The organism is Xanthocytophaga agilis, assembly GCF_030068605.1.
In the GTDB taxonomy this organism is placed as follows: domain Bacteria; phylum Bacteroidota; class Bacteroidia; order Cytophagales; family 172606-1; genus Xanthocytophaga; species Xanthocytophaga agilis.
In genome coordinates this window covers 30,988-56,456 of the sequence record NZ_JASJOU010000002.1, presented here as the reverse complement: position 1 = coordinate 56,456, position 25,469 = coordinate 30,988, and the positions used below count along the sequence as shown (strand labels likewise).

18 protein-coding genes are annotated in these 25,469 nt (G+C 38.1%); 4 read left to right on the top strand and 14 right to left on the bottom strand.

Features of this window, described 5'->3' with window-relative positions:
- Positions 1-91: 91 nt before the first annotated feature.
- From QNI22_RS06900 to QNI22_RS06865, 8 genes are all read right to left on the bottom strand, one after another.
- A complete protein-coding gene (locus QNI22_RS06900; RefSeq protein ID WP_314509905.1) occupies positions 92-2,593 on the bottom strand; it encodes a zinc-dependent metalloprotease in 2,502 nt (833 codons plus the stop codon).
- Between the two features lie 84 nt (positions 2,594-2,677).
- The gene (locus QNI22_RS06895) at positions 2,678-4,240 is read right to left on the bottom strand and encodes a flavin monoamine oxidase family protein (RefSeq protein ID WP_314509904.1); all 1,563 of its coding nucleotides are present in this window, start codon (positions 4,238-4,240) and stop codon (positions 2,678-2,680) included.
- A gap of 715 nt (positions 4,241-4,955) precedes the next feature.
- A complete protein-coding gene (locus tag QNI22_RS06890) occupies positions 4,956-6,929 on the bottom strand; it encodes a glycoside hydrolase family 9 protein (RefSeq protein ID WP_314509903.1) in 1,974 nt (657 codons plus the stop codon).
- A 182-nt stretch (positions 6,930-7,111) separates the two neighbouring features.
- Positions 7,112-7,849 (bottom strand): hypothetical protein, encoded by a 738-nt coding sequence (locus QNI22_RS06885; protein ID WP_314509902.1) that lies wholly within the window; start codon positions 7,847-7,849, stop codon positions 7,112-7,114.
- Between the two features lie 92 nt (positions 7,850-7,941).
- Positions 7,942-8,679: a PPK2 family polyphosphate kinase gene (locus QNI22_RS06880; protein ID WP_314509901.1), complete on the bottom strand. Its 738-nt coding sequence runs from the start codon at positions 8,677-8,679 to the stop codon at positions 7,942-7,944.
- 93 nt (positions 8,680-8,772) lie between these two features.
- A complete protein-coding gene (locus QNI22_RS06875) occupies positions 8,773-9,450 on the bottom strand; it encodes a hypothetical protein (RefSeq protein ID WP_314509900.1) in 678 nt (225 codons plus the stop codon).
- Positions 9,451-9,532: 82 nt separating this feature from the next.
- Positions 9,533-11,329, bottom strand: coding sequence for a hypothetical protein (locus QNI22_RS06870; protein WP_314509899.1), 1,797 nt, complete (start codon positions 11,327-11,329; stop codon positions 9,533-9,535).
- Positions 11,307-11,867, bottom strand: a complete 561-nt coding sequence (locus tag QNI22_RS06865; protein WP_314509898.1) for an RNA polymerase sigma factor — start codon at positions 11,865-11,867, stop codon at positions 11,307-11,309. Before QNI22_RS06865 ends, QNI22_RS06870 begins: the two co-directional genes overlap by 23 nt.
- Positions 11,868-12,088: 221 nt before the next feature.
- Here QNI22_RS06865 and QNI22_RS06860 point away from each other — a divergent pair, with 221 nt between their 5' ends.
- Positions 12,089-12,364, top strand: a complete 276-nt coding sequence (locus tag QNI22_RS06860; RefSeq protein ID WP_314509897.1) for a CBU_0592 family membrane protein — start codon at positions 12,089-12,091, stop codon at positions 12,362-12,364.
- Here QNI22_RS06860 and QNI22_RS06855 read toward each other — a convergent pair.
- The 3 genes from QNI22_RS06855 to QNI22_RS06845 all read right to left on the bottom strand — a co-directional run bounded on the left by QNI22_RS06855 (position 12,359) and on the right by QNI22_RS06845 (position 16,786).
- Entirely contained in the window at positions 12,359-13,897 is a 1,539-nt protein-coding gene (locus tag QNI22_RS06855) for an NAD(P)H-hydrate dehydratase (RefSeq protein WP_314509896.1), read from the bottom strand. The two genes, QNI22_RS06860 and QNI22_RS06855, sit on opposite strands and share 6 nt — an antisense overlap.
- Positions 13,898-14,075: 178 nt before the next feature.
- Positions 14,076-15,749 carry a CotH family protein gene (locus QNI22_RS06850; protein ID WP_314509895.1) on the bottom strand — a complete coding sequence of 558 codons (1,674 nt, stop codon included), beginning with the start codon at positions 15,747-15,749 and terminating at the stop codon, positions 14,076-14,078.
- Between the two features lie 107 nt (positions 15,750-15,856).
- Positions 15,857-16,786, bottom strand: a complete 930-nt coding sequence (locus tag QNI22_RS06845; protein ID WP_314509894.1) for a zinc dependent phospholipase C family protein — start codon at positions 16,784-16,786, stop codon at positions 15,857-15,859.
- A gap of 315 nt (positions 16,787-17,101) precedes the next feature.
- Between QNI22_RS06845 and QNI22_RS06840 the strand changes: the two genes are divergently transcribed.
- Positions 17,102-17,923 (top strand): glutaminyl-peptide cyclotransferase, encoded by an 822-nt coding sequence (locus tag QNI22_RS06840; protein WP_314509893.1) that lies wholly within the window; start codon positions 17,102-17,104, stop codon positions 17,921-17,923.
- Between the two features lie 40 nt (positions 17,924-17,963).
- On the opposite strand, the gene QNI22_RS06835 is transcribed toward QNI22_RS06840, so the two are convergent.
- Positions 17,964-18,395, bottom strand: coding sequence for a DUF6174 domain-containing protein (locus tag QNI22_RS06835; RefSeq protein WP_314509892.1), 432 nt, complete (start codon positions 18,393-18,395; stop codon positions 17,964-17,966).
- A 127-nt stretch (positions 18,396-18,522) separates the two neighbouring features.
- Complete coding sequence (locus tag QNI22_RS06830; protein ID WP_314509891.1) at positions 18,523-21,348, bottom strand: outer membrane beta-barrel protein; 2,826 nt, start codon at positions 21,346-21,348, stop codon at positions 18,523-18,525.
- Positions 21,349-21,830: 482 nt separating this feature from the next.
- On the opposite strand from QNI22_RS06830, the gene dnaK reads away from it, so the two are divergent.
- Positions 21,831-23,744 (top strand): molecular chaperone DnaK, encoded by a 1,914-nt coding sequence (dnaK, locus tag QNI22_RS06825; protein ID WP_314509890.1) that lies wholly within the window; start codon positions 21,831-21,833, stop codon positions 23,742-23,744.
- A gap of 155 nt (positions 23,745-23,899) precedes the next feature.
- A complete protein-coding gene (locus QNI22_RS06820; RefSeq protein WP_314509889.1) occupies positions 23,900-24,679 on the top strand; it encodes a DNA-formamidopyrimidine glycosylase family protein in 780 nt (259 codons plus the stop codon).
- A 163-nt stretch (positions 24,680-24,842) separates the two neighbouring features.
- Here the strand turns inward: QNI22_RS06820 and QNI22_RS06815 are convergent, their stop codons facing one another.
- Positions 24,843-25,406 (bottom strand): lipocalin family protein, encoded by a 564-nt coding sequence (locus QNI22_RS06815; RefSeq protein ID WP_314509888.1) that lies wholly within the window; start codon positions 25,404-25,406, stop codon positions 24,843-24,845.
- Between the last annotated feature and the right edge of the window lie 63 nt (positions 25,407-25,469).

Sequence of the window (25,469 nt, the reverse complement as noted above, 5' to 3'; positions counted from 1 at the left end):
CCATAGCTGTACAATCTTAACTATGATGTCTTGCCTAAAAAGAAATTGCCAACCTGAATGAAGTTACTTCATTCAGGTTGGCAATTTCTTTTTATCTGGAACTATTTTCCCAACTACACATATCCATATCCAGCCATTCATAACCAGGATCGATAGGGGCTCCATCCGGAGGTGTTAGTGGTGTAACTACTGTGGACTCGGCACCTTTCTGTTCGTATTCACTAATTTGATTCAACGCAAACAGATAATGGGCTTTCCAGTTTACATCTGTCTGTTTGCCGACACTAGCAGAAAGCCAGGTTTTAAGTTCATTAACTTTCAGATTGGCAATAGCTCGTGCTTGTTCAGATATATTTTTGTTGGCGGCTAATTGTATAATATTCTTTAAGACAAGATTATTTACGATTCGGCTTACTTCACCTGTATATCCATTTTGGGTGTTGCTTTTCCAGGTTGCCGCATATGTGTTTTCTATAATGTCTGCCAAGCTTGGTAGAGATGAGTCAATAGCTTGCTGGCTTACCAGGCGGGACGCCCGTTCCGGATTAAATAACAACCGTAATGTCATGCCCGCTGCTGCTTCCGCTGGTCCAAGTGGATCAAATGTCAGGCCTGTACGTCCTTTAAAGACCTCTCGCGGATTGGCATCGTATCCAAATGCACGAGGGGGTATTAACTTAAGAACTTTATCTGGCACTACCAATGCTTCAGGCTTTATAGTGGCTAACAACGCCGTTAAGGCTTGCTTTTGGTCAGATGCTGAAACAGGTTCATAGATTTTCTGACCATCACCACGTGCTGCGTAGGTATAGAAAGCTCCACCTATTACTTTGGCTGTGGCTTCAGTTTGATAACGATGAAACATATACATCGGAACAAGAACCTCTTCCAGGGTTGCCATCGGAGAACCTACAGGGATCTTCTTTTCTGAAAAATGATCCAATGCAATTTTTCGTATCTGCATCATTCGATTTAATTCCTCTGCCGCGCTTTTTCCATTGTCCCATAGGTGAGTAGTTGGATGTGCACTGCCTTCTGGACGGGCATCCTGGTCACTAAGGAAATAAAGACCTTTCTTTATGTAATCTGATAAAATCTTATCCAATGCAGTTTTTTCCTCTGTTCCTTTAGGAAAATCCTGATAGGCATAGTTTATGGCTACCTTGTCCCATTCTCCAATGCCAGTTGCATAGGCATTCGATAACTCCAGGTTGTTTCCTTTGATATCTACCAATGGATGAGGATAATCCATTACAGAGGCTCTGTCGTTGGTACTGGCAATATAATTGTGAGGCAATCCTAATGTATGTCCTACTTCATGGGCAGCTAGCTGGCGTAAACGTGCAAGGGCCATTTTCATCATGGCTTCTGACACAGGCTTTCCTTCTTCATAGGCTGCTACCAGACCTTGAGCAATCAGGAAGTCTTGTCTAACCCGCAGAGAACCTAAAGTTACCTTACCTTTCAATATTTCACCTGTACGAGGGTCAATAATGCTGCTTCCATATGACCAGCCACGTGTGGAACGATGCACCCACTGAATAATATTGTAACGTACATCCATAGGATCGGCATCTGCAGGTAATAACTTAACCTGAAATGCATCTTTATAGCCTGCTGCTTCAAATGCTTGATTCCACCAGGCTGTTCCTTCCATGAGTGCTGACCGGATAGGTTCAGGAGCACCTGGATCCATATAGTATACAATTGGCTTTACGGCTTCACTAACTGTTGCTGTTGGGTCTTTCTTCTCCAGTCGGTGGCGGATGATAAAACGTTTAATAATGGGTTCACTTACAGGAGTGGCATAGTCAAAATACTGCATAGGAATCATGCCAGAACGTGGATCGAATACTCTGGGTTTATACGTTTCCAGTTCTGGTAACTGAACAAAAGAGTAATGTTGACGCATTGTTACCATGGTAGGTGTCGGTACTACTTCCTGCAGGTATCCGCCTGGTTGATCTCCTACTAAAGTGATGGTTGCCTCAACTTCTGTATTTTGTGGAAAATTCTTTATGTGAGGTAGATAGAATGCACAGCGGGATGGGTCTATTCGAAAATTACCTTGTTTGGTGCGACTAATTGCCTGAACTGCACCCGCTGCATCTTGTATGAAGAAGTTAGTGGCATCAACCAGCACCTTACCATTTTCTTCAGCCATCACCTCAAAACCCCAATGTACAGACTGAGCAAATGATTCTGTAACTGCCTGTTGTTCCAATGGGTCTTTACTTATAGCTCTATATGCATAATTAGATTCAATCAGTAATACTTTGTTGCCGCTGCGTTGAAATTTTACGACATGCTCTTGGCTCAGCCGTCCACGATCTAGTCCAATATCATTTGATCCGATACCCGAAGCAAGGGATGGATAATATAAAAACTCAGTATCAAAGCGACTAATCTCAAGAAATATCTTTCCTTTTTTAGCATCCCAGTAAAAAGGAATAAATCCCTCCATGCGTTCAGCTCCCTGAGTGGCAGATGATAGTGAGGAAGCTGCAGATTCTGTTCCTGAGGCCTTCTTCTGTGCAAGTGCGACTTGAAAGCCAATGATAACTGCATAAAGTAGAATAAGTGATTTTTTCATAGGTTTAAAGGATTACACTGTTTTTTGCAGCATAACCTATCTGTGATTACAGGTGATAAGTGGTAGTTTGTTGTAATAGAATAATTAAGACTTTTGTACACGTTCGTGGATGGATTTTACTGTTTGATGTGCGGCTTCGAATGCACCAGCAATCCATGCGGTTAAGTAAGAAGTATGATCTCCTGCGAAATAGATATTGCCTTCTGCTTGTTGCAGGGCTGGATAATATTTATCACGTACGTCCTGTGGATACATAGCCCAGCCAGCCTGACTGTAACGTACCTTCTGCCAGGCCACAGAAAACGAACTTTCAAACTCTGTTTTGTATTGTGGATGTATCTTACTGCCTTGTTCTAATGCCAGTTTTTCACGATCTGCCAGAGATAGATTGCCAATGCGTTCCGCTGTAGATCCGTAATTATAGTAGCCGATAACCACTCCTTTTTTAGAAAAATAGCCTGTACTAGGATATACAATTTGAGTAATATCCATATTGGTACGACTAATTCCTCCAAATATATTATCATCTTCTTCCCAGAATCTTCGTTTGAACTGTAGTCCTATTTTACAGGCACTGTTATGTGGTATTAGATCAATGGCACGGGAGATATTGGAAGAAAAGTTGTGTTCAATGCTGCTCAAAACAGGTAATGGAATAGTGCAGATACAGAAATCACCTGTGATTTCATGTACAGAGCCTTTGGTTGTATCTTTGTAAGATACTTTTGCCCCATTTTCTGTTTTATATATCTTGGTGACTTCTGCATTGTAGGTGATTTTCTTGCCTAACTGTTTTGTAAATGCTTCTGTAAGTTTATCTGTTCCTCCGGAGACCATAAGCATAGTATTTTGTTGCTCATATGTGTATTCCGGAATGTTGTAAAAATAGGGATCATAAAAACCTGACTGAAGAAGGTCTACTAACGAAGGAAGAGGGGCGGGTTTACCTGCCTGACTATATGCCCCGGGAGGAACATCAAAACCGCGACGAGGTGATCCTTTGTATAATTTACTTTTATCCAATGCTCCTTCTGCCATCAGATATTCGATAATTTTCTCTTTGTCTTCTTTGGTGAGGGGTGTATCCAGTGAACTTTGATCCATCACTTTTGCCAGCATTTCTGACGTATATCCTCGTATATCATTGTGAATTTCCCGTTGTCGAATGCGTTTATTGGAGTAAGGACCTTTGCCTTCACTATAATAATAGGCTCCTTCATTGGTATTAGGGAAGTTTTCCATTGGCACACCTAATTCCCGGCAATATTGAATCACAGATGTATGATGGTGTGGAATACGCATGGCACCTGCATTGTAGAATTGTCCTTCATCAAATCGACAGGTTTGTAATGCTCCGTTCAGTTCTGTTTCTTTCGCACCTGGCCGGATTGTCCATACGCGTCCTCCTGCTCGTCCGCGAGCTTCAAGAATGGTACAATCATAACCAAGTTTGGTTAATTGATAGGCAGATGCCAGCCCTGCCATACCTGCGCCCAATATGATTACTTTTTTTCCGGCTTGCCCTTGTAATGATAGTGGTTTTGCTGGTGCTGCAGGGATCATGTCAAGGGCAACCATTGCAGTGTATCCAGACCCTGTAATAGCGGCAACCTTCTGTATAAAATTACGGCGTGTAAATGTGGTCATAGGTGGAAAGGTAAAAATGATCTTTGGTTTGTTGTATCAAGTGGTAACCAATATTATATTATTTCATAGTATACTCAAAATTTAATTCCAGTAATTTGGGATTATATAGTTTAATATTCTATTAGTGCTGTGTGTTTTGAAATATTCCAATAGCATTTTTGATTATAGCCAAAAATACATCTATCTCATGTGACGTTCCTATATCAATGCTGGTTTCTATACACTATTTGAGGCTATGAACCAATGAAGTTAGGCTATGACTTTAAATACATGGCAAAAGTAGGGGAGAAGATAATAGTATATCATCCCAAAGTTCAGTTAACGACTTGTCTACCCAGGAGATGGTAGTGGATTCACACCAATAGGTTTGAGACGCATATTTCGTTGTTGATAGGATGTTCTTTATGGTATCTCCGTAGTTTGTAGTGAATTCCGCTCAAAAAAAGTTTTGCCGTGAGTTATACGCAAACAAAAGTTTTGCTGTGAACTATGCGCAAGAGAAAAATTGACTGGAGTTCAGGTCAAACACAAAATTGCCGTGAGTTCTGATCAAAATGATCTTTCGTGGCCAGGCAACCGAGTCAGCCCCATTGAGGAGCCATGCCGTGAACTATGCGCAAACAAAAAATCTTCAGTAAAAGATACCACATCTCTTACTGAAGATTAAGGATTAATTCTGTTAGTTTGAAATATTGATAAATTATAAAGAGAATACTTATCCTTTTGGTGGATCAATACCACCTAGTTTCTTTTTACCCTCCCATACACTGATCTGATTTACTTTTACAGGAGATTTTCCCTGGGTGGTAATTCCTTTGAATGACCAGTCGTTTGCATTATTCCAGCTGCCGGAGCTCTTCAGACGAAAAACAACTTCTTTTCGATAAAATGGCGTCCATCCGTTATTGGGATCAAGGCCTCCCGGAAAAATAGGTATATTGGGGAAGGTAACTGTCACAAAATATATACTTCCTTGGTAGAGAGTTGGCTGGGATATGGCTGCACCTTTACCATTTACAATTTCTGCCTGTATTTGAGTACCGGGTTCTGCCTGAAAATAATACCTGAAGGAAAGGTTAGATGATACTTTTGCAGGAAAAGCAGAACGGTTATTCAACCATGCCTTTATCTCTACAGATTCATTATCCGTGTCTGCAATAGATGCTTCAACAAAATATTCATCATCTGGTTTTTCTTTGGGTGGGAAATTAGGAAGTGGTTTACCTCCAATTACAGATGTCATACGAGCCATATTGGCTGTAATACCTGCATTAAAGTCCAAGGCAACTTCAGTTTGTGCTGCATTTCCAACCTCTGCTTTGAATTCATCGTTCCAGTTTGGTCCCCCTAATAAACCTCCATATAAAATATGACGTGGTTGATACCGAAATTCCGGTTTCTCCTTATTCAGGTGTTCCCAACCTGCCCAGGGTGCATGTGCTGTGCCATGATGGGGAGTATTAACAACCGTTTTACCTGCTGGCTGGAAACCCAAAAGATAACTTCTGTTTTGAGGGTTGCTGCCCAAAGAGTAATCTAGCTGACTTTTAGCCCATTGTTCATATTTAGTTTTGCGTGCACCTTCCGCTAAGTGATCTGCATACACAAAAAATAACCATGCTGTATTGTTTGCATGTCGGAGAGTACCCCATTCATATCCTATTTTTGCTAGTCCGCCCGGACTTTTAGGGAGATTAACAAAACGATCCAGGGCAGCTTCTGTCTTTTGCTTATACAAAATATTATCTGGAAATTCTTCAGAAAGTAGTATGAAGCAAGGGATTTCATATGTACTATAACTATAATAAGCTTCTGGTACCCGATTTGCAAATCCACCAGCTAGTTTTTCCGCCTGTTTCAGATATTGAGCAGAAGCCTCTGGTTGTAAGGATTTGGTGGCACGATATAACCAGATTGCTGCCAGACAAACTTGATCCTCAAAGCGATTCTCATCATAGTTCTCTGTATGTTTTACAATTTCTCCTCTTGCATTTTTAACGGTTCCATTTCCTTGATAGGTAGTAGCAAATTCGTATAATTTTTGTGCATTTAATAGTAGAGCATCTGCATATTGAGTATTTCCATTAGTTCGAAAAACAATGGAAGATACTGCCTGAGAAGCTGCCATTGCAGCTACTATACTGGTTGCAGGAGCATCTTTATCTGCATAAAAGGAGGGACGATTAGGATATAATGCCTGCATAACTTCGTTCGCAACCCATGATTTATGTTCTTCGTCTACATTACCTACTTCGACAAAAACCCGATATGTAGGCAGATCATTAATGGTTTTAAATCGAAGACATTTAATAAAATAGTCGCCTACCCATTTTAAATTATTTAGCAAATAGGAGATTTGACCTGATTGTTGATATCCTTTGGGGTATTCCAGCGCACTCCATGCCAGAGTAGAGGCTGCAAATGACATAGTTGCATTCCACTTAGGCGAATCTCCTGCATCGTACCAGCCTCCTGTCAGATCAATACCTACATCCTTTCCATCACGTAAATGAGAATCGCCTCGCCAACTAAGGCGATTGTTGGCGGGCATCTTTCCTGAACGCTGAGCTTCATAAAAAAGCAATGTTTTTTGCAAGCCTTCTGCGTAATTGTATTGTGCATATAGGCTTTGTAGTCCAAAGATGGAAAGTAAAATACTACAGGTCGTAAGAGAAAGTAGGCTTTTCATAGTAAGTATGAATAGATAAAAGAATTATAAAACAGTTTATTAAAAAATGTCTGTTTTATATGCTGTTGTATATAACATAAAGTTGGACAAAATCCAAATAGAAAGGCCCACCGATAGGCGAGCCTTTTAGTACATTAGTAAGATCAAAATATAAAATGTAAACGCATTATTTTGGGAAAGTATCAAAAGGATAAGCCTACTCGAATAGACATACGATGCAGAATAATATTTTTGGAAGAGGTAGTCTCCTCATTTACAAAGCTTTGATATACATGTTGTCGGCGATAACCTATTGCAAAGGAAAATGCTGTTCTTTTCTCTGACCTGGCAATAAAGCCAACTGCCGGATTTATAAATAAACCGCCCTGAGAAAGTTGACCATTAGTGGGGCTGCCATTGAAAACTCTTGTATAGAGTCCATAACCTATATCAAAAGAGATAAGAGGGGTTAGCCGGTTAGTGAGAGGAGTGTACATACTTCGCAGAAATAGGGGTAAGATTGTGCCTGTCTGATAGATATCCATTGCTGCTCCTATACCAGTAGCCCAATGAGAATTCCATTGATAGCCTGAGACAATCTGGAGTGACGCATCATTATTCCGTTTCTCTATCGTTGTGGTTGTATTTGTACTATGTCCGGAAAGGAACCCAGCTTCAACAGCAAGGAAGTATCCATGTGTACGAAACTTAACTCGGACAGGTTCACGGGCGATACTGTCCAGATCACTGAGTTCAAACCGGAATATTGAGCCTTCTGTTGTATGGATTTCTATTAGAGAATCCAGGTACTGTAAGGATTTTGCATTTCGAATAATGCTACCATTTTTTAAATAGAGGACTTCTTGAGTACGCTTTTGTTGTGCTTTACTGAATTGACATAGGCTAATGCACATGAATATAAACAATACTAGCTTTTTCATAAGGGGATAAATATTATCCCATGCTTACTATCTTCTAACATGAGATAATGGATGTGAAAATATTGTTGAAACAACTAGTCAGGTTGTATCTACTATTTTAAGTCTGGATATTTCAAGGGTAGTTGTTCCAGTGCCTTTAATGTTGCTTTGGCTATTATATGGTTTTTGTACCAGTTCTTATCTGCCGGAACAATGTGCCAGTCTGCAGCCTTCGAGCAGTGTTCAAAAATATCTTCGTATGCATCCAAATATATGTCTCTTTTTGTTGCAACCTGCCAGTCATTGTCATTATGTTTCCAGAACTTGGTGCGATTTTCCATTCGTTCTGTTAACCGTTCCTTTTGTTCTTCTGCAGAAACATGCAGGTAGAATTTGAGAATAACTGTATTGTTCTCAATAAGTAACGATTCAAAGTCGTTGATGTGTTTGAAGCGTTTCTTTATTGTTTTGTCATCTATCCATTTTTCTACCCGAGGCACCAGAACATCTTCATAATGTGAACGATTAAAAATGCCAATTATACCTTTACCTGGTACTTTCTGATGGATGCGCCATAAAAAATCGTGCCGGGATTCTTCTTCTGTAGGAGCTTTAAAGGCTGCAACCTGTACTCCTAATAGATTTAACCCACTGAATACATCATTGAGAACGCCGTCCTTTCCTGATGCGTCTAATCCCTGAAGAATAACTAAAATACTATATTCTCCCTGTGCATAAAGGATCTTTTGCTTTTCCCGTAATTGTTCCTGCAATTCTCCTGTTTTGAGTTTACATGCTTCTTTATCAGTTTCTTGAGGAGGTTTTGTATCTGTATTTTTAAGCTTATGCATAGGATCGTCTTATTTGACAATAGTATAACTTTAATATAACAAGTATACGTAAAAATCTATGCTCAATGTAAGAGAGCCAAGATAGGGGTGAGATTACCTGGCCTGATAACGTTCAACATGAATAGATACTAATTTCTGATCCTGAAAATTAAGCTGAACACGTTCTGTCTTGTTTATATCATAGCTATACCCGAAGTACCATTGTGGAGACATTCCCATATTGGAGTCATATACCTTGTTAATATCCTTGAAAAAAAGACTGATTCGTTCGAACTTCTTCCTATAGACAGAGTTAGCAGCTATTCTTTCAAGTTTTGAATAGAGATTATCTACAGATTCACCAAGCTGGATAGATACTTGAGGAAAAGAATTAGGCCATCTGTTTAGTTTTTTACCACTATTTAAGTATATGCTTTTAACCGTATTATTCTCAAAATAAATTTGTACTCCAGAATCTGTTCCTTTTTCTTCATCCAAAAAGATAGATGTATATAATGATAATGTGTTTTTTACCAAAGGCAGATCTGTATAAATAGAGTGGGTAATAGATAAATTATTTAACCCTTTGCTAGTGATTAGTGCTTGAGTCTTTGTATAAGTTGTTTGGGGAGAATCACCTATAGTGAAACCAAGATATGTACCAGTTGTTAGTGTTTCCGTTCCAAGATGGATTGGGGTGACAGGGTCAATGATGATTGGATGTATCTGCTCCTGATTGTCACAGCTAAAAAGCAGTATGTTAGTCAAAATGCAGAGTAAAATTCTTTTCATCTATATGGCAATGTATTTGTGGTAGATTGGCTAGTTAAAAATATGAATTATATTGAAAAAGCAACCTTTTGGTTGCCTTCTGTTAAAATCTATACATTATACCTGTTCCTACTCCCCACCATCCAGGAAAACTACTCAAAGTAGATGAGGTAGTTGAAGATGATAATGTTCTGCGGAAGCTGGGTTCAAGATAAATACTGTATTTATTGTCAATGGCATAATCCAGCTTTACACTTAACAATCCACTAAAAATTGTACTCTTATAGAATGAATTCTGTGAACGATTGAATTCGAGTGTTTCTATATTGTTTTCAGAACTACTAATCTGGCTCTTCAGAAATAGGTCTGTAGACACTCCTGCACCTATACTGGCTTTTACTTTTCGATTGAGTACTTTGTAAAGAACTCGCATTGGAAATCCAATATAATGATAGGTATTATCCAGACTTTGTACTTCATTGGTGTTTAGAGACGTCCTATAAGATATATTATTTTGGGCCAGTGTATTAGTAGGTGTACTTCTTGATGAAGCCCCAAATAATTCATAAAAGTCGGGCTGAATAGCAGAACTATTACTAAATGCGGTATACTGAGTCACATCTATCTGAGACTTACTATAAGTATACTGAACTCCTCCTAGGATGGAAAACCTTTCTGATAGTGCAAACTCTGTTTGTAAACCTGTTGCATAAAAAGTACCCGAATGTGTCATGCTACCTATGTCCTTACTTGATGGGCTAACAGCATTGGTTTTTCCTACTGTTGTCGGAGTAAGTGCTTGATCAGCATAACTATTCATTGCAGAATAACTGGTTGAGTTAAAATTTGGATTAAAGCTTCCTGGAGTTGCACCACCATCTAATCTCCAACGTGCTCTGTGCATTTGTTTCTTTTGCTGTGCTGCCAGATCCTGTGCTGTCAACTGATCCCAGAAATCCTGATTAAGTTTCCAGCGAATATCTTTCACTACAGCTTTTGCCATTTGCGTATGAACAGACTTTCCTGAGATAGGTTCAACAGCTACTATATAATTATTTGCTTGATAATTATTTGATTGGGAATGAATTGCTGATATATAATTTTCACTAGCTGGGTTAAGGTTTTGATCTACTATTGATGAACTCTCAACATTTTTTCCGGTATTTTTGAGTGTGTTTTTCTTTGTTGGTGAAGCTTCGTAATAAGCAACATTATCTTCCACATTCGTTGTCTGTAAACTTTTCTTTTGTTTATCCGATAATAATTTACCATTTGTAACAATAGATGTTTCCTGATTTTGTGGTGCTTTGCCTATAGATGTTGTTTGTGCATCTGTCTTAATAGCTGATGTCTTAGTACCTGATTTTGTTGATTCATAGGAAAGTTGATCCTGTTTTTCTACAAACTGAGTTGAACTGGTCTTTCCACTTTCTGAGTTGTTTCTGACTGTATTGGAAGATGATTCTGTTTTTGTAGCTGGTTGAAGGACAGGGGTTGACGAATGCTGAGATAAAGTATTACTGGCTGTATTAGAGGCAGACACATTAGAAATAGCAGATCGCGTAGAATCTGTATTGAAAGTTTTGTCTCCAGAAGATATGGATACTCCTTTGTCAGGGCCAGAACTATGGATTTCTTTCTCATAATGATTTACAATGGCAATACTATTCCCTTTCATGGACTGCTGGATGGTCCATATACCAGTTGCCAATACCAGTAATGCTACGGCAGCAGCGACTCGCAGCTTAAATAAATATAGCTTTCTTTTATATTTATCTCTTTCTGCATCTGCCAGTTTTGTTTCAATATTTGACCAGATCATTGGATCTGGGGGTAACTCAGCGTTTTCAAACGCGTCTCTCCACTGCTCTTCAAAGCTATTCTTTTCGGAAGCGTTCATATTTTATTTGTTGTTTATCTTCTATCATTTGGCGGAGTATAGCTCTAGCACGTGCATATTGCGACTTGGAAGTGCCTTCGCTAATACCCAGCATAGTGCCAATTTCATTATGTTGATAACCTTCAATGGCATACAGGTTAAAAATGACCTGATAACGTGGTGCCAGCTGTTGCACCATCTCCAGTAATTCCTGGAAACTCAGATCTGAAAGGGATGAATGACTATCTTCTGCTTCATGTATATCATCTATATCTACTGCTGGAAACATGTATAATTTACTACGATTCTGATTCAATGCTGTATTGATAACAATACGTTTGATCCATCCCTCAAGAGGACAATCTCTCCGAAAATCTTTTATTTTCTCAAAAACTTTAATAAACGATTCCTGTAATACATCTTCTGCTTCCAGTCGGCTTTTTGCATAGCGCAAGCACACTACAAACATTCTTTTGGAGAAAAGTTCGTAGAGGCGTCGCTGTTGGGTTCTATCTCCTCTTATACAGCCTTCTATAAGTTCGTCTTCACTGAATAACATTCAGTCTGGTTGGGAGTAATGTGGTAAAAGTGGTAAATCAAAAGATCGATTTCATAGCTACAGACGGATTATTCAGTATCTGCTTTCTCCAAGACTCTTAAATAGTTGAAATGGTTGCATTCAGTATAAAAAATAATTTCTATTGTAATTAAAAAACATGATCTTCCTGATAATTTACAATTTTAGACTGGAATAGATTCATTTTTTAACGATTTTAACAAATGACCACAACAGATATCGTGGTAGAAACTGTCGGTTGGATAGGTTCTGTATTAGTAGTAACAGCTTACTTTTTAAATATGAGTGGTAAAATAGATGCCCAATCTACTCTATACAAATGGTTAAACATTATAGGTAGTGCAGGCTTAATCATTCTTACTTTATATCATAAGGCTATTCCCTCTGCGGTGGTAAATATAATCTGGACAGTAATTGGAATTGCGGCATTGATCAGGACAGCCAGAAAACAGCCGAAAGTAGAATCGAAGCAGTTATGAGTTTTGGGTCTGCAACGCTGTAATCTCCAAAAAAGCTTTTGGCAGATTGTCAGTCAAATCAGATGCAACCATACTATATATACTTTTCTCTTTTACTGCTATATCTCCTGCTAATCCATGAAGATATACGCCAAAGATTGCTGCATGTGCAGGGTTATACTTTTGGGCTAGAAGAGCCGTAATTATCCCTGTAAGCACATCTCCAGACCCTCCTGTTGCCATACCTGGATTCCCAGTTGAGTTAAAGTGAATGCTACCATCTGGTAGAGCTACTGCTGTATGTGCACCTTTTAAACACACAATAACCTGATATTTTACAGAAAACTCTCGTAGCAGATCTAACTTTTCATAATCATTCTGCCATGAACGATTTAATAATTTCTGAAATTCCTTGGGGTGGGGGGTAATGATTGTATTTTCAGGTAGTTTGTCTAGTAGGTCTCTACCTTCAGGAGTAGATAAATTGTTAATTCCATCTGCGTCTATAATTAATGGAATGGAACTGCCATGTTCTATAATAGAATGGATTAAGGAAAGAATCTTCGTATCAATACTAAGTCCGGGACCGAGACCTATCGCAGAATAGCTTTTGAGTTGGTCTTCTGTCCATTCGGTTGTAGATAGATACTTATTGTCATCTGCCGAAAACAAAGCTTCTGGTATGTTGGATTGTACCAGGTCATTTGCATGTTTAGGTGCATGGAGAGTTAATTTACCCACTCCGCTACGTAAACAGGCTCGTGCAGAAAGGATTGCTGCTCCCATCATCCCATAGCTGCCTGCTATCAATAATGCGTGGCCATTGGTTCCCTTATGTGAAAACTTTGATCGTTTTTTCAGGTATGTAATTGCTTTCCTTGTATGTGTATAAAAATAGTTTGTGCTAGCTTGAGCGATAGCAGTAGGATGTAAGCCAATATCTACCAGATGCCAATCTCCTATGAAATCGGCATTTTGTGGAAGCATAAATGCAAGTTTAGGAAGTTGGAAGGCAATGGTTTGAGTGGCTTTTATAATAACATCTTCTTTTGAGTTATTTGTATCTGTAAAGAGACCTGAAGGAATATCGACAGCGATAATGGTTTTGGCTTGGTTCATAGCCTGTACTATATCGGCCGCCAGACCAGCTAATGGACGATTTAACCCCGAACCAAATAACGCATCAATCAAAATATCTTCAGTGTGAAATTGAGGAAGCTTTGAGTTGGGTGTGATCCTTTGTTCAGAGATTAAAGAGGATAAGCGCTGGAGATTGATATCAAAATCTTTGGATGTTTTTGCTGTAGGCAAGATAGTATACACCTCAACTTTGTAACCATAAGAATATAAGATTCTTGCAATTACCAGGCCATCTCCACCATTATTACCTGGTCCGCATACAATTTTAATTCTCTTTATATTGGAATAATGCTGCATAAACCAGCTAGAGAACGCAGTGGCTGCCCGTTCCATAAGATCAATGGAAGTAACAGGTTCATGGTTTATCGTATACTCATCTATTTCACGTATTTGAGTTGCAGATACTATTTTCATATATAAAAGGCAGCAAATTTGTAAAAGTATAAATAGTAGGTATACTCTAAATAATTATGTAGGATAATAGTAAAATGATGCAAGTAAGACTATCTCCCTATCATAATTTACATAGATAGTTTTTCTACAAAATTAGAGTCTACATAATTAAAGAAGGTTCTTGTAAAAAATAGTTCCTTTAATTGCTTCTAATGACCTTTTTAGTAGAAATAAGTGTATCTCTTATATACAGTTTTATAAGCAGTATTCCTGGCGACAATTGTGAAGCAGGTAGTAATTTGGGAGTGTTTGTCCATTTAAAAGACTGAGTAGCAATTTTTTGTCCCAACATATTATATACTTCTGCTGTAATAGGTGTGTTTTCAGTGAGGTGATCAAATTGGATATATACATCACCAGATGATGGATTAGGATAGAGATAGACCTGACTTGACTTATTTTCATTTTCAGTTGCAAGTGCATCACATACCCCTGGAATTGCATAGTCTAGCCATGCTAGTCGGGTAGTCAGCCAGGTTTTCAGATAATCTACCTCTCCCTGATAGCTACCGGGAATGACAGCATTAGGCCATACATATTCTTTTAAGATTGGCCATCTCTGGTAATTACGGTTTTGCGCTTCCTGTAGAATAGTAGCCAATGAGTCTATAAAATGCATCAGAGAGTCTGTATAAAATGCTCCTTTGCGTAGTGTAATCCACCTGCACTTTGCTTCATCTCTATATCTTGTATCTTCCAGTAGACGTTCCCACCAGAAAGGAACTAATGAGTTATCTGTAGAAAATGAATAATTCATTCGATATGCCCACTGATCTGTTTTATTGCCATTATAGTAATCAGCATTCCCTTGTGAAATATTATAATCCCATACTGGACCCATAGTTAATAATCCTCCTTTACTGTCCTTATTTTTATGCATGAACGTACTTATACGATAACCATCGACATTAAATACTGCTTCTGTTAGGAGAAAATAATCAATAAAAGAAGCTGTATTAATATACTTGCGATATCCTCCCTGAGCAGAATCTGCGAAATTGCTGCCCTTCAGGCTACTTTCAAAAGCATGCATAAATCCCTGAATATATTGTTCCTGCTCAGGAGTAATATCATCCCCTTTAGGTGGATCATTCCGTTCTGGGTATTCATATAGAAAAGTAATCTTCTGTCCCTGATTTGTTCCAGACGGGAGATTGGGCTGATATTGAGAGTCAAAGCCTCCTCCTATAGTTCCAGTTGTCTTATCTATCTTTAGTATATAACCTCCTGTAACATTATCACCCGAGTTGTCTGTACTTTTTAATTTTGAAATATTAACCCGATTGGAATTTCGTTTGATTTTTTCAAGCAGAATATAAACACCTTTGTACTCTCCATCTACAACCAGTTCACAATATCGAAAACGGCTTGCATACCATCCCATTCTTTGGGAAAGATGATACGCAATAACATCCCTTAACATACTCTTATCACTGTAAGGTGCATAAAGAATCCAATCGTTTTCAGCAGGTAGACCTAATAGAGAAACATCATGACTCTCTTCTGTATCAGATGGATCTCGTGTTTCAAAGCCATATGATTTCTTAGGATACATTTGTGAACTGGAACCCCGGATTTCTATGCCAATTTTACCAGTATAATTATTCCAGTTATCTGTGATTTTATTGATGGTCCCTGGACCATTATCTATCATACCCATGTCTGCAATGATTTTGGGATCATCAACTATTGTCTGACCATGAGTATCAATGATGATAATAGGAAGGTTGGATGTTGTAAAATTCTGACTGTAGATTACAAATGGGATAAACGCAAATAGAAAACTATAAACGATAGTAGTACAAAACTTCATAGTGATATATAGGGGTTATAAATATTTTTTCTGTTCGGGTAAAAATAAGTAAAAAAAGCTGGTAGATTTAAATTGAATGTTGAAATAGTTCAAGGTGTTAACTTTTTCTAGGCAGAATAATAGCTGCGTCGTCTGACATAAAGAGGTCTTTCCAGAAAAGGATATTTTTCCGGATTGGCTAGTTGGGAGCTATTCTCATGTGGGCGGACTTTAAGATTTCCTTTATCCCATAATTGTTTAGCTCTTTCTATAGAATCTGATTCTGAAGGAGAAAATTCAAATACCGAAAGAGGGTAAAGATCAGGTTGTCCTGCATCTACCCAGCAGGTAAACCAGAAATCACGGACAAGTTCAATTGCCATACGCATCTGCCGTTCAACCTGGCCATTAAGCATATGATGATAGGCGTTTACATAGTCTCGTGAGTATACACGTTGCGTTGTGGCACCTCGCTGTTCAAAGCTGTATTTTTTATCATCTGAGAATTTTTGGGAAACTAGCTTCTCAAAACGTAATACTGAGTCTACAGCATTATTCGCCTGTTGCAATGCTTGCCATATACGTTGTTGTGGATGGTACAGGTAATGCGCCTGACCTATCCAGAAGTCATAATTTGGGGAAAATAACTCTGGTATGCGTGCTTCCCATAATCCATGGATACCATGCTGGTTGGTAAGTTGCCCATTATAATTCCGGGTAGTATGTAATGGTACATTCAGATCTCCAATATAATGTCCTATATCAGCTGATAATGTTAAAATACGTTTGGGATTGCGTTGAAGAAAAGCTTCTGTCAATTGAAACTTCATTTGCATAACCCACCATGGAACAATACCATGGGTCTGAAGCGTATCTTCTGTATAGTGTTTTATCGCATCCTTCCAGTTACGTGGTAGTTTAAAAATAGCACTATCACCATACGCCTCCATATCAATATAATGTTTTACAGCTTCTCCTGGCACAATGTAACGCCTGCGATCTGGATTAACGGCATTCTCTGTAATAAACACAATGTGATGTTTATAGAATGAGATCATTTCAGGGGGAAGGCCAAAAATGGCTAATCTGTTAATCTGTTTGTGGGCATAAAATCCCCATCCAAAAGATGTGGAGGTGCTACAGAATAAAATAAAAATGCAAGATAGTCTTTGGAGGTTCAAGAAAGTGTCAGATAAAAATGGAAAAATACACACATATAAAGTTTGCGTAAAATAAGTGATTGAATAATTATTTGTTTTGTGGTATCCCATTTTTTTTAATAAAGTGTAATTTATTGTGTTCTTTGTCCTGTTGTTTTGATGAGAAAATCTCGCATTGTACTTTTGACACATATATCAATTGAATACAAATACATGATAAGATCATACATACTTTGGGGAGTAATTCTAGTTAGCATACTTGTGGGATGTACGAGTGAGACTCATACAGATGAAACTTCTACAACGGCAATATCTTCAGTTTCTGCTCTCAATTATGGTGTACTAACAACCTATCCACATGACGCTACTTTATTTACTGAGGGTTTATTGATGTATAAAGGTAAGTTATATGAAAGCACAGGATCACCTAGTGAATTACAACAAACACGATCTCTGGTAGGAGTTGTAGATCTCGCTAATGGTAAGATGGAAGAGAAAATAGAACTTGATCGAAACAAATATTTTGGGGAAGGCATTGTATTCCTGCATGATAAACTTTACCAACTCACATACCGAACAAAGATTGGATTTATATATGATGCCACTACTTTCAAGCAAATCGGAACATTTACCTTTCCAAGTAGTGAGGGATGGGGATTTACTACAGACAGTACCGCTTTAATTATGAGCGATGGTTCTAACAAACTAACCTATCTGAATCCAAAATCTTTTAAAGTTGAGAAAGTATTATCAGTTATAGAGAACGGAAATCCAGTCACAAATCTTAATGAACTGGAATATATTAATGGATTTATTTATGCAAATGTCTATACAACAAACTTTATTGTTAAAATAGATCCTGGTACAGGCAAAGTGGCAGGTCGGCTGGATTTTTCTACTCTTGTCTATGACGCCAAGGCTAAAAACCCTTCAGCTTTGGAAATGAATGGTATTGCCTATGATTCGACACGAAATACAGTCTATATTACTGGTAAGTTTTGGCCTGTTATCTATGAGGTGAAAATAAATAACTGATTCCATGTGGCAAAGGAATCAGTTTATGCGATTAGTAGTCCTAATGGGATATATTTTCAGAATCATAGCCAATCTCCTCATCCGCCATTTGTTCGCTCTTATCTATATAGATAGACTTAGGATATCCTAATACATCATCATAGGTAACTTTGATAACAGCCACGCTTTTAGGATCTGTAGTTTGGATGAGCTGAAAAAGTTCATCAATGGTTTTATAGCTTTTTTGCAAATCTGCAGGCAAGCTAACTCCATTAGTATCTTTCACATCTACAATCTGGTTATTTTGTACTATTACTGTCATCTTTTCACCTCCTCTGATACAGAAACAATTTAATCGTTGAGTGAAGGTATAATTTACTAATTGATTGGATGCCCAGCGAGATGAGTTGGCTTTTAGGTCTGCAGATGTAGATTCATCTTTAGAACATGCTAGAAATAGCAGGAGACTTACAATAAATAAAGCAGGTTTCATAAGATCACGTTTTTTAGTCAAGACACGATCTTAGATTAAATGGTTGCATTAGCTATTACATTTCCGAATTCTTTTCCAGCAGCATTATGTACACGATTCTACTGGAAAAGGATTTGAATTCTTTATTCTATTTTTTTCCGAAACTTCTCAGAGTGTAGGTGAAGGTAAGCATAAAGTATTGCTTTAGCACCTGTGTTTGTGAGTCTTCTATATATGTTTCCGTTACATTACGGGATATGTTGTTATTCTGATTGAGTAAGTCAAACACTGAGAGTTTCAATTCTCCATTCTGATCCTTGAGGAATTTTTTTGCAAAGCTTGCATTCCAGAGTACATAACTTTGATTATATCCACCTTCCAGACCGAAATATTGGGTATAGCTGACATTATTCTGCAATACAAACCCCTTCCCAAATGTCCAGTTGAGCTTACCATTTGCCAGATGATAAAAGTAATTGTTGTTCAATTGAGGTTGCAGTGTATTACGTACTATATTATAGTTGCCTGTGTAGCCAAGGGTGAAATCTATTTTTTCGCTTATGTTACTACTTAAAGTCAAGCCCTGACTAAGTGTGTAACTGTTGGATGTATTGATAGCAGTATTGATTAAGGCAGGTGTGTTATTGTACGTAACACTTGATGTCAGATTGAGATTGCTTTTCAGAAAACCCACTGGTAAACCATACGTAAATAATGAACGTGCACTCCATGATCCATTCAAATTAACTGGGGTTGATAATTGAGCACCTTTTTTTAAGGTTATATCCTGAGTTAATACTGAGTCTTTAGTGGCAATAAATGTGGAGTTCCCTATATTGTTGTTAGTTCGTGTAAGAGAGATCATAGCCAGCAATGTTCTGCCTTTTGTGGGTTGAGCAGCAGAGTAACGTGCCATAAACGAATGAACAAACTCTTGTCTCAGATTGGAGTTACCACCTGTAAGTAAAAGCGGGTTGTTGTTATTGATGACATTTTGCAACTGCGTGATTGACGGAAGATTGGTTGACGTGCGATAGAATATACGAATATTTCGACTGGTGGTAAACTTATAATTAAGCATCAAAGAAGGTAATGCATTATAGAAGCTCCGATTAATTTTATTGGTTATTGGAAAAAGTTGATTGCCAATAAGGTCAGCTTTCTGAAACCCTACATTAGCCATCATGTTAAGTTTTTTGTCGTTGATCCGATACCCAACACTCGCCCGATTTACATAATTCTGATTGTCAAATGTATTGGATAAACTTGGATTCAGATTACTGTGAGAATCTGTATTTTCATCATAATCATACGTTTCCTTTAAAGCATTTGATTGAGTGAAAGATGAATTATAATTGAACTGTAACTGGCTTTTACGACTTACTGGTTCTGTATATACCACATTACCTGACAGTGTATAGCCATCTGTATTGGATATAGATACTTGATCAGTTGTTTCCTGAGTAGCTATTTCATCTGTATAATAGTGAGCTAATGAATACAGGCGATTATTTCCATCGTTTTTGTTCCAACCGGTATTAATTCCAAAAGAAAATGTTCTGCCTTGCTTGGTGAAACGATGTCTGTACAAAATCTCGTTTCCAATAGTATATCCTTTTCTATCAGAGTTATAAGTATTGGTGATGTCATTCAGTAAGTTGCCATCTGACAATTGGGTACGACCCAGGGTGTTGCTTATTGAATTGTTGGTTTGAAAACTGAGTCTTGGTGTAAATACAATAGAATTGGCTGAGTCTATTTTGTACTCAATTCTCAAGTTAAAACGGTGATTCCAGTTTGTGTTTCCAGAAAAAGTATTGGTAGTATAATATTGACTTGAATCAGCATCAATGAAATATTCACGATTCAGTAATGTCTGATTCTGAGTATTTGCTTTATTAAAAAAATAACTGCCGTTTATCGTTACCTTTTTACCCCAGTTTCCTGAGTAATTAAGTCCCAGTGAATTGGTTGTTGAGATACCACTTTGTTGTCCTACCAGAAAGTTGTTGGAGGCATTATTTCCGCCTCCTCCCTGGCCTCCACCACCTCCACGATTTCCACCTCCGCCTCGTTGATTACCACCACTACTAAAGGCACCTACCAAGTCTTGTGTCGCAAAGTTCTGTTGATTTATATTGTTAGATAACCCCAGAATAGAAATTCTGTTACTTCCTTTAAAGATATTGAGATTACCACCAGCCTGATAGCGGTCATCTGTGCCGTACCCAGCGTATATCTTCCCAAATTTGCCGTTACGTTTATCTGCCTTAGTAACAATGTTAATAGTCTTTACAGATTGCCCGTCATCAAAACCGGTAAACTGTGATTGCTCACTCATTCGGTCAAATACCTGAATTTTATCAATCACTTCTGCCGGCAGATTGCGTAAGGCTAGGGTTGCATCATCTCCAAAGAATTCTTTACCATCTACCAAGACCTTTTTTACATCTTCGCCTTGAGCCTTCACTGCTCCGTTTTCCATTGATACACCAGGCATTTTAGTAACTAAATCTTCTGCACTGGCATCTCTATTGGTTTTAAAGGCACCCGCATTGTACTCTGTTGTATCGCCTTTCTGGACAGTTCTTTCTTCGTATCGTTTGGCCCGGATCTGAACTTCATTTAATTGGGTGGTTTTAGGATTGATCTGTAGATTACCCAGATCTTGTTTAGGTGATGTTACAAATACAGTCTGTTTGAATGGTTCATACCCTAGATAACTTACAGATAGTATGTATGTCTGATTTGAGAGTGATGCAAAGGTGAATCGACCTTCTACATCTGTTAATATATAAACCTTTTTGGTAGTGTCTGCCTGTGGAGCAAGCATGACAGTTGCTCCAATCAAAGGTGAATGATCTTTTTGATCTGAGAGGAGTCCTGTTAATTGCAGGTTCTGAGCCTGAGCAGAAAAAGTAAATAATAGTAGTACTAAAGTACAGATTGAGTATAACTTATGTTGAGCGTTCATCGCTAACAGAATGTGAGTAAAATCGCATAATTTATATTTAAAAGTTGCTTTAGAGTAAAATATACAACCTTAGATTTACAAAATTGTATAAAGTTTAAAACAATGTAGAAAATTTTATTCCTACGTCTGACAAAAAGGAAAATTGATATGTAAGAAATAATGACAAATTCAGATGACTTTACTGGAGGATGAGGTTACCAGAGTAGTTAGCTATGACATACTTTACGTTAATTCGGCAGTAAATTTACTTTTCGAAGAATACAAAACTGTCATTATGTCATCAGAAATGCTCCGGATTTATGGATGCTTTGTCAGCTGGATTTATCGGTTTTTGCGTTAATTATTTGTTTTTCAGTGTGTTATGTACGTGGTTTGTCTTGCCGATAGCCTAAAATAAGTTGTAAGTTCTGGTAATGGCACAGCTCTTGTTAGATTAAGATCGTTACAAAACAGAATATTCAACTATCAAACTAGTTATAACAATGGGAAAAATTATTGGAATAGACTTAGGTACTACAAACTCCTGCGTTGCTGTAATGGAAGGTAACGAGCCGGTTGTAATTCCAAATAGTGAAGGACGACGTACTACACCTTCTATTGTTGCTTTCTTAGCAAATGGTGAGCGGAAGGTAGGAGACCCTGCAAAACGTCAGGCTATCACAAATCCTAAAGATACTATTCAATCTATCAAACGTTTTATGGGAAAACGCTTCTCTGAAGTTACAACAGAAGCAGGTCGTGTTTCCTATCAGGTTGAAAAAGGACCAAATGATACACCTCGTGTACGTATAGGTGATCGTCAATATACTCCTCAAGAATTATCAGCTATGATTCTTCAGAAAATGAAGTCTACAGCTGAAGATTATCTGGGAACAACAGTAACCGAAGCTGTTATTACAGTACCTGCTTACTTCAATGATGCAGAACGTCAGGCTACAAAAGAGGCGGGTGAGATTGCAGGTTTGACTGTAAAACGGATCATCAATGAGCCTACTGCTGCGGCACTGGCTTATGGTCTGGACAAGAAAAACCAGGAATTGAAAATTGCTGTATTTGATTTGGGTGGTGGAACGTTTGACGTTTCTATTTTAGAGTTGGGTGATGGTGTATTTGAAGTAAAGTCTACTGACGGGGATACTCACCTGGGTGGTGATGACTTTGATCAGAAGATTATTGACTGGCTGGCTGAAGAATTCCAGAAAGATCATCCGAAAATAGATCTGCGTAAAGACCCAATGGCTTTACAACGTTTGAAAGAAGCTGCTGAGAAAGCTAAGATTGAATTATCCAGCTCTACTCAAACAGAGGTGAACTTACCATATATCATGCCGATTGATGGTATTCCTCAGCACTTGGTTCGTACTTTGACACGTGCAAAATTTGAGCAACTGTGCGATGATCTGATTCAGCGTACATTAGAACCTTGCCGTCGTGCTATGAAAAATTCCGGTTTCTCTACTTCTGAGATTACTGAAGTTATTCTGGTAGGTGGTTCTACTCGTATCCCACGTATTCAGGAAGAAGTTGAAAAGTTCTTCGGAAAGAAACCTTCCAAGAATGTTAACCCAGATGAGGCAGTTGCTGTAGGTGCTGCTATTCAAGGTGGTGTATTCACTGGAGAAGTAAAAGATGTGTTATTGTTGGATGTAACACCACTTTCTTTGGGTATTGAAACTTTAGGTGGTGTGTTTACCAAATTGATTGAGTCTAATACTACTATTCCTACTAAAAAATCAGAGGTGTTCTCAACGGCGTCTGATAATCAGCCTTCAGTAGAAATACATGTACTGCAAGGAGAACGCCAGATGGCAAGTGGTAACCGTACTATTGGACGATTCCACTTAGATGGTATTCCGCCTGCACCACGTGGTGTGCCTCAGGTTGAAGTAACTTTCGATATTGATGCTAACGGTATATTGCACGTTTCTGCTAAAGATCGTGGAACGGGCAAAGAGCAGAAAATCCGTATTGAAGCTTCATCTGGTTTGACTGATGCTGAAATCGAAAAAATGCGTAATGAAGCAAAAGCAAACGAAGAGACTGACAGAATAGAAAAAGAAAAAGTAGAGAAAGTAAATGCTGCTGATTCGCTGATCTTCCAAACTGAAAAACAGCTGAAAGATTATGGTGATAAACTTTCTGATGGAAATAAATCTGCTATTGAATCTGCATTAACAGATCTGCGTACTGCACATGGTAGTCGTGATATTGCTGCTATAGATGCTGCAATGGAAAAGCTGAACAATGCATGGCAGGCTGCTTCTCAAGAAATGTATAATGCTGCTGGAGCAGCAGGTCAACAGCCTGGAGCTGATGCAGGTCAGGGACAAGGTAATACCAATTCTGGAAAAGATTCCGAAGTAACAGATGTAGATTACGAAGAAGTTGGAAAATAATTTATTTCCCGCTCGAAAGAGTGGAGGATTTTATAGATAAGTTTATACAAAAGCCCGCTATCAAGTATTGGTAACGGGCTTTTTGTTTGTATTAGTATAGAGGAATATTTCGTCGTCTTTTGTAGCTTTACTTTCCATATCTATACTCTGATCTTATGCCGGAATTACCTGATTTAACTGTTTTCTCAGAAAATCTCACCAAAGCTTTTAAAGGAAAGACACTTACGTCTGTTCGAATTTTTCATGGAAAGAGATGCGATGCCTCTCAGGTGTTTGAAGAAAATGTACTCAATAAGACATTGAGTGAAGTAAAAACAATCGGTAAAGAAATGTTCTTTCACTTTGGAGAAGATGTTCATTTTGGTGTACATCTGATGTTGAAGGGAGGTACTGCTATCAGTGAAGACTTGGAAAGTATTTCCTATAAAATTGCAGCTTTTGGATTCAATGATGGAAAATTTGTTGTAATTACAGATCCCCAGCGTTGGGCAAAGGTAATAGTTAACCTAGCTAAAGACTCAACGCCAGATGCATTGTTAGGATCTTTAACTTTAGATGATTTTAAATCTGCTCTTAGACGCTTTCACGGTAAGCCAGTAAAAGCTTTTTTAATTGATCAAGCGGTAATGAAAGGCATTGGTAATGCATATGCAGATGAGATTCTCTATGATATAAAAGTAGATCCTGCCTCATTATGTAATAAACTACCAGATGAGATTATCGTATCATTACATAAACAGATCCCTTTAACACTACAATGGGGAGTAGATGAGATCAGAAAGTTAACCCCTGATGCAGTGTCTGGAGAAGGAAGGACTTTTATGAGAGTGCATCGTAAGGATTTAGACAAAACAACCACAGGATTTATAATTCAGCAGAAAGATGTATCTGGTAAAACCAGTTACTTTACAGAAGAGCAGATATATTATGGTTAGATTTATTGAACCATATTACATCAGTAGGCCTGCATTAATAGGGCAAGCTACAAGACTAGGGATATTCTGAGGAATCAGCTTTTGTGGCAACAAGACAATGTATAGTAGTTCGACTATATATTGTCTTGTTACATATTGCCTTGTTACATATGACAAATTGCTGTTACGCTTCTACTTGTGTAGTATAAATTAGCTTGGATGTATCAAACCCAAGATTTTGAGCATGAGTACGTAGTTTTTCAAGGCGGTTTTGATCCATTTCTGGTGTACGGCTTAAAATCCAGAGGTTGTCTCTGTCAGGTGTACCTACTAATGCAAAATCATATTTCTTTCCAACCTTCAATATCCAGTAATCACCACTAAAAGGCCAGGCAAATGTAACTTTTAACTTGGCATTAGTCTTCTTATCTACTACACAGGCTTTCCCTTTGGCAATATCTAACTCGCCTGTAAGAGAGTCTTTGTGGCATATATTCAACACATCAATATCTCCATCATCCCGTTTGGCATAAATTGCCTTTACACCATAACAACCTTTTTCGTACTTAAAAGGCAAGTGAGCAATTTCATACCATTCTCCCAGGTAGCGATCCAGATCTACTGATTCTTCGACAGGTAATTCTGAATGATTGTTTGATTTATGTAATATAGCATATGCTCCAATTGCTGCTGCTGATAACAGCGTTGAAGCTATCGCAATGTTTCGGTTATTCATAGGAATATTCATCACAGTATTAGTTTATTCTGAGAAGATAAAAAAAACTTCTATAGAAATCTAAAAATACATGCC

Coding starts and splice junctions, on each gene's coding strand:
- QNI22_RS06900 (WP_314509905.1), bottom strand. CDS start 2,593: ATGAAAAAATCACTTATTCTACTTTATGCAGTTATCATTGGCTTTCAA.
- QNI22_RS06895 (WP_314509904.1), bottom strand. CDS start 4,240: ATGACCACATTTACACGCCGTAATTTTATACAGAAGGTTGCCGCTATT.
- QNI22_RS06890 (WP_314509903.1), bottom strand. CDS start 6,929: ATGAAAAGCCTACTTTCTCTTACGACCTGTAGTATTTTACTTTCCATC.
- QNI22_RS06885 (WP_314509902.1), bottom strand. CDS start 7,849: ATGAAAAAGCTAGTATTGTTTATATTCATGTGCATTAGCCTATGTCAA.
- QNI22_RS06880 (WP_314509901.1), bottom strand. CDS start 8,679: ATGCATAAGCTTAAAAATACAGATACAAAACCTCCTCAAGAAACTGAT.
- QNI22_RS06875 (WP_314509900.1), bottom strand. CDS start 9,450: ATGAAAAGAATTTTACTCTGCATTTTGACTAACATACTGCTTTTTAGC.
- QNI22_RS06870 (WP_314509899.1), bottom strand. CDS start 11,329: ATGAACGCTTCCGAAAAGAATAGCTTTGAAGAGCAGTGGAGAGACGCG.
- QNI22_RS06865 (WP_314509898.1), bottom strand. CDS start 11,867: ATGTTATTCAGTGAAGACGAACTTATAGAAGGCTGTATAAGAGGAGAT.
- QNI22_RS06860 (WP_314509897.1), top strand. CDS start 12,089: ATGACCACAACAGATATCGTGGTAGAAACTGTCGGTTGGATAGGTTCT.
- QNI22_RS06855 (WP_314509896.1), bottom strand. CDS start 13,897: ATGAAAATAGTATCTGCAACTCAAATACGTGAAATAGATGAGTATACG.
- QNI22_RS06850 (WP_314509895.1), bottom strand. CDS start 15,749: ATGAAGTTTTGTACTACTATCGTTTATAGTTTTCTATTTGCGTTTATC.
- QNI22_RS06845 (WP_314509894.1), bottom strand. CDS start 16,786: ATGATCTCATTCTATAAACATCACATTGTGTTTATTACAGAGAATGCC.
- QNI22_RS06840 (WP_314509893.1), top strand. CDS start 17,102: ATGATAAGATCATACATACTTTGGGGAGTAATTCTAGTTAGCATACTT.
- QNI22_RS06835 (WP_314509892.1), bottom strand. CDS start 18,395: ATGAAACCTGCTTTATTTATTGTAAGTCTCCTGCTATTTCTAGCATGT.
- QNI22_RS06830 (WP_314509891.1), bottom strand. CDS start 21,348: ATGAACGCTCAACATAAGTTATACTCAATCTGTACTTTAGTACTACTA.
- dnaK (WP_314509890.1), top strand. CDS start 21,831: ATGGGAAAAATTATTGGAATAGACTTAGGTACTACAAACTCCTGCGTT.
- QNI22_RS06820 (WP_314509889.1), top strand. CDS start 23,900: ATGCCGGAATTACCTGATTTAACTGTTTTCTCAGAAAATCTCACCAAA.
- QNI22_RS06815 (WP_314509888.1), bottom strand. CDS start 25,406: ATGAATATTCCTATGAATAACCGAAACATTGCGATAGCTTCAACGCTG.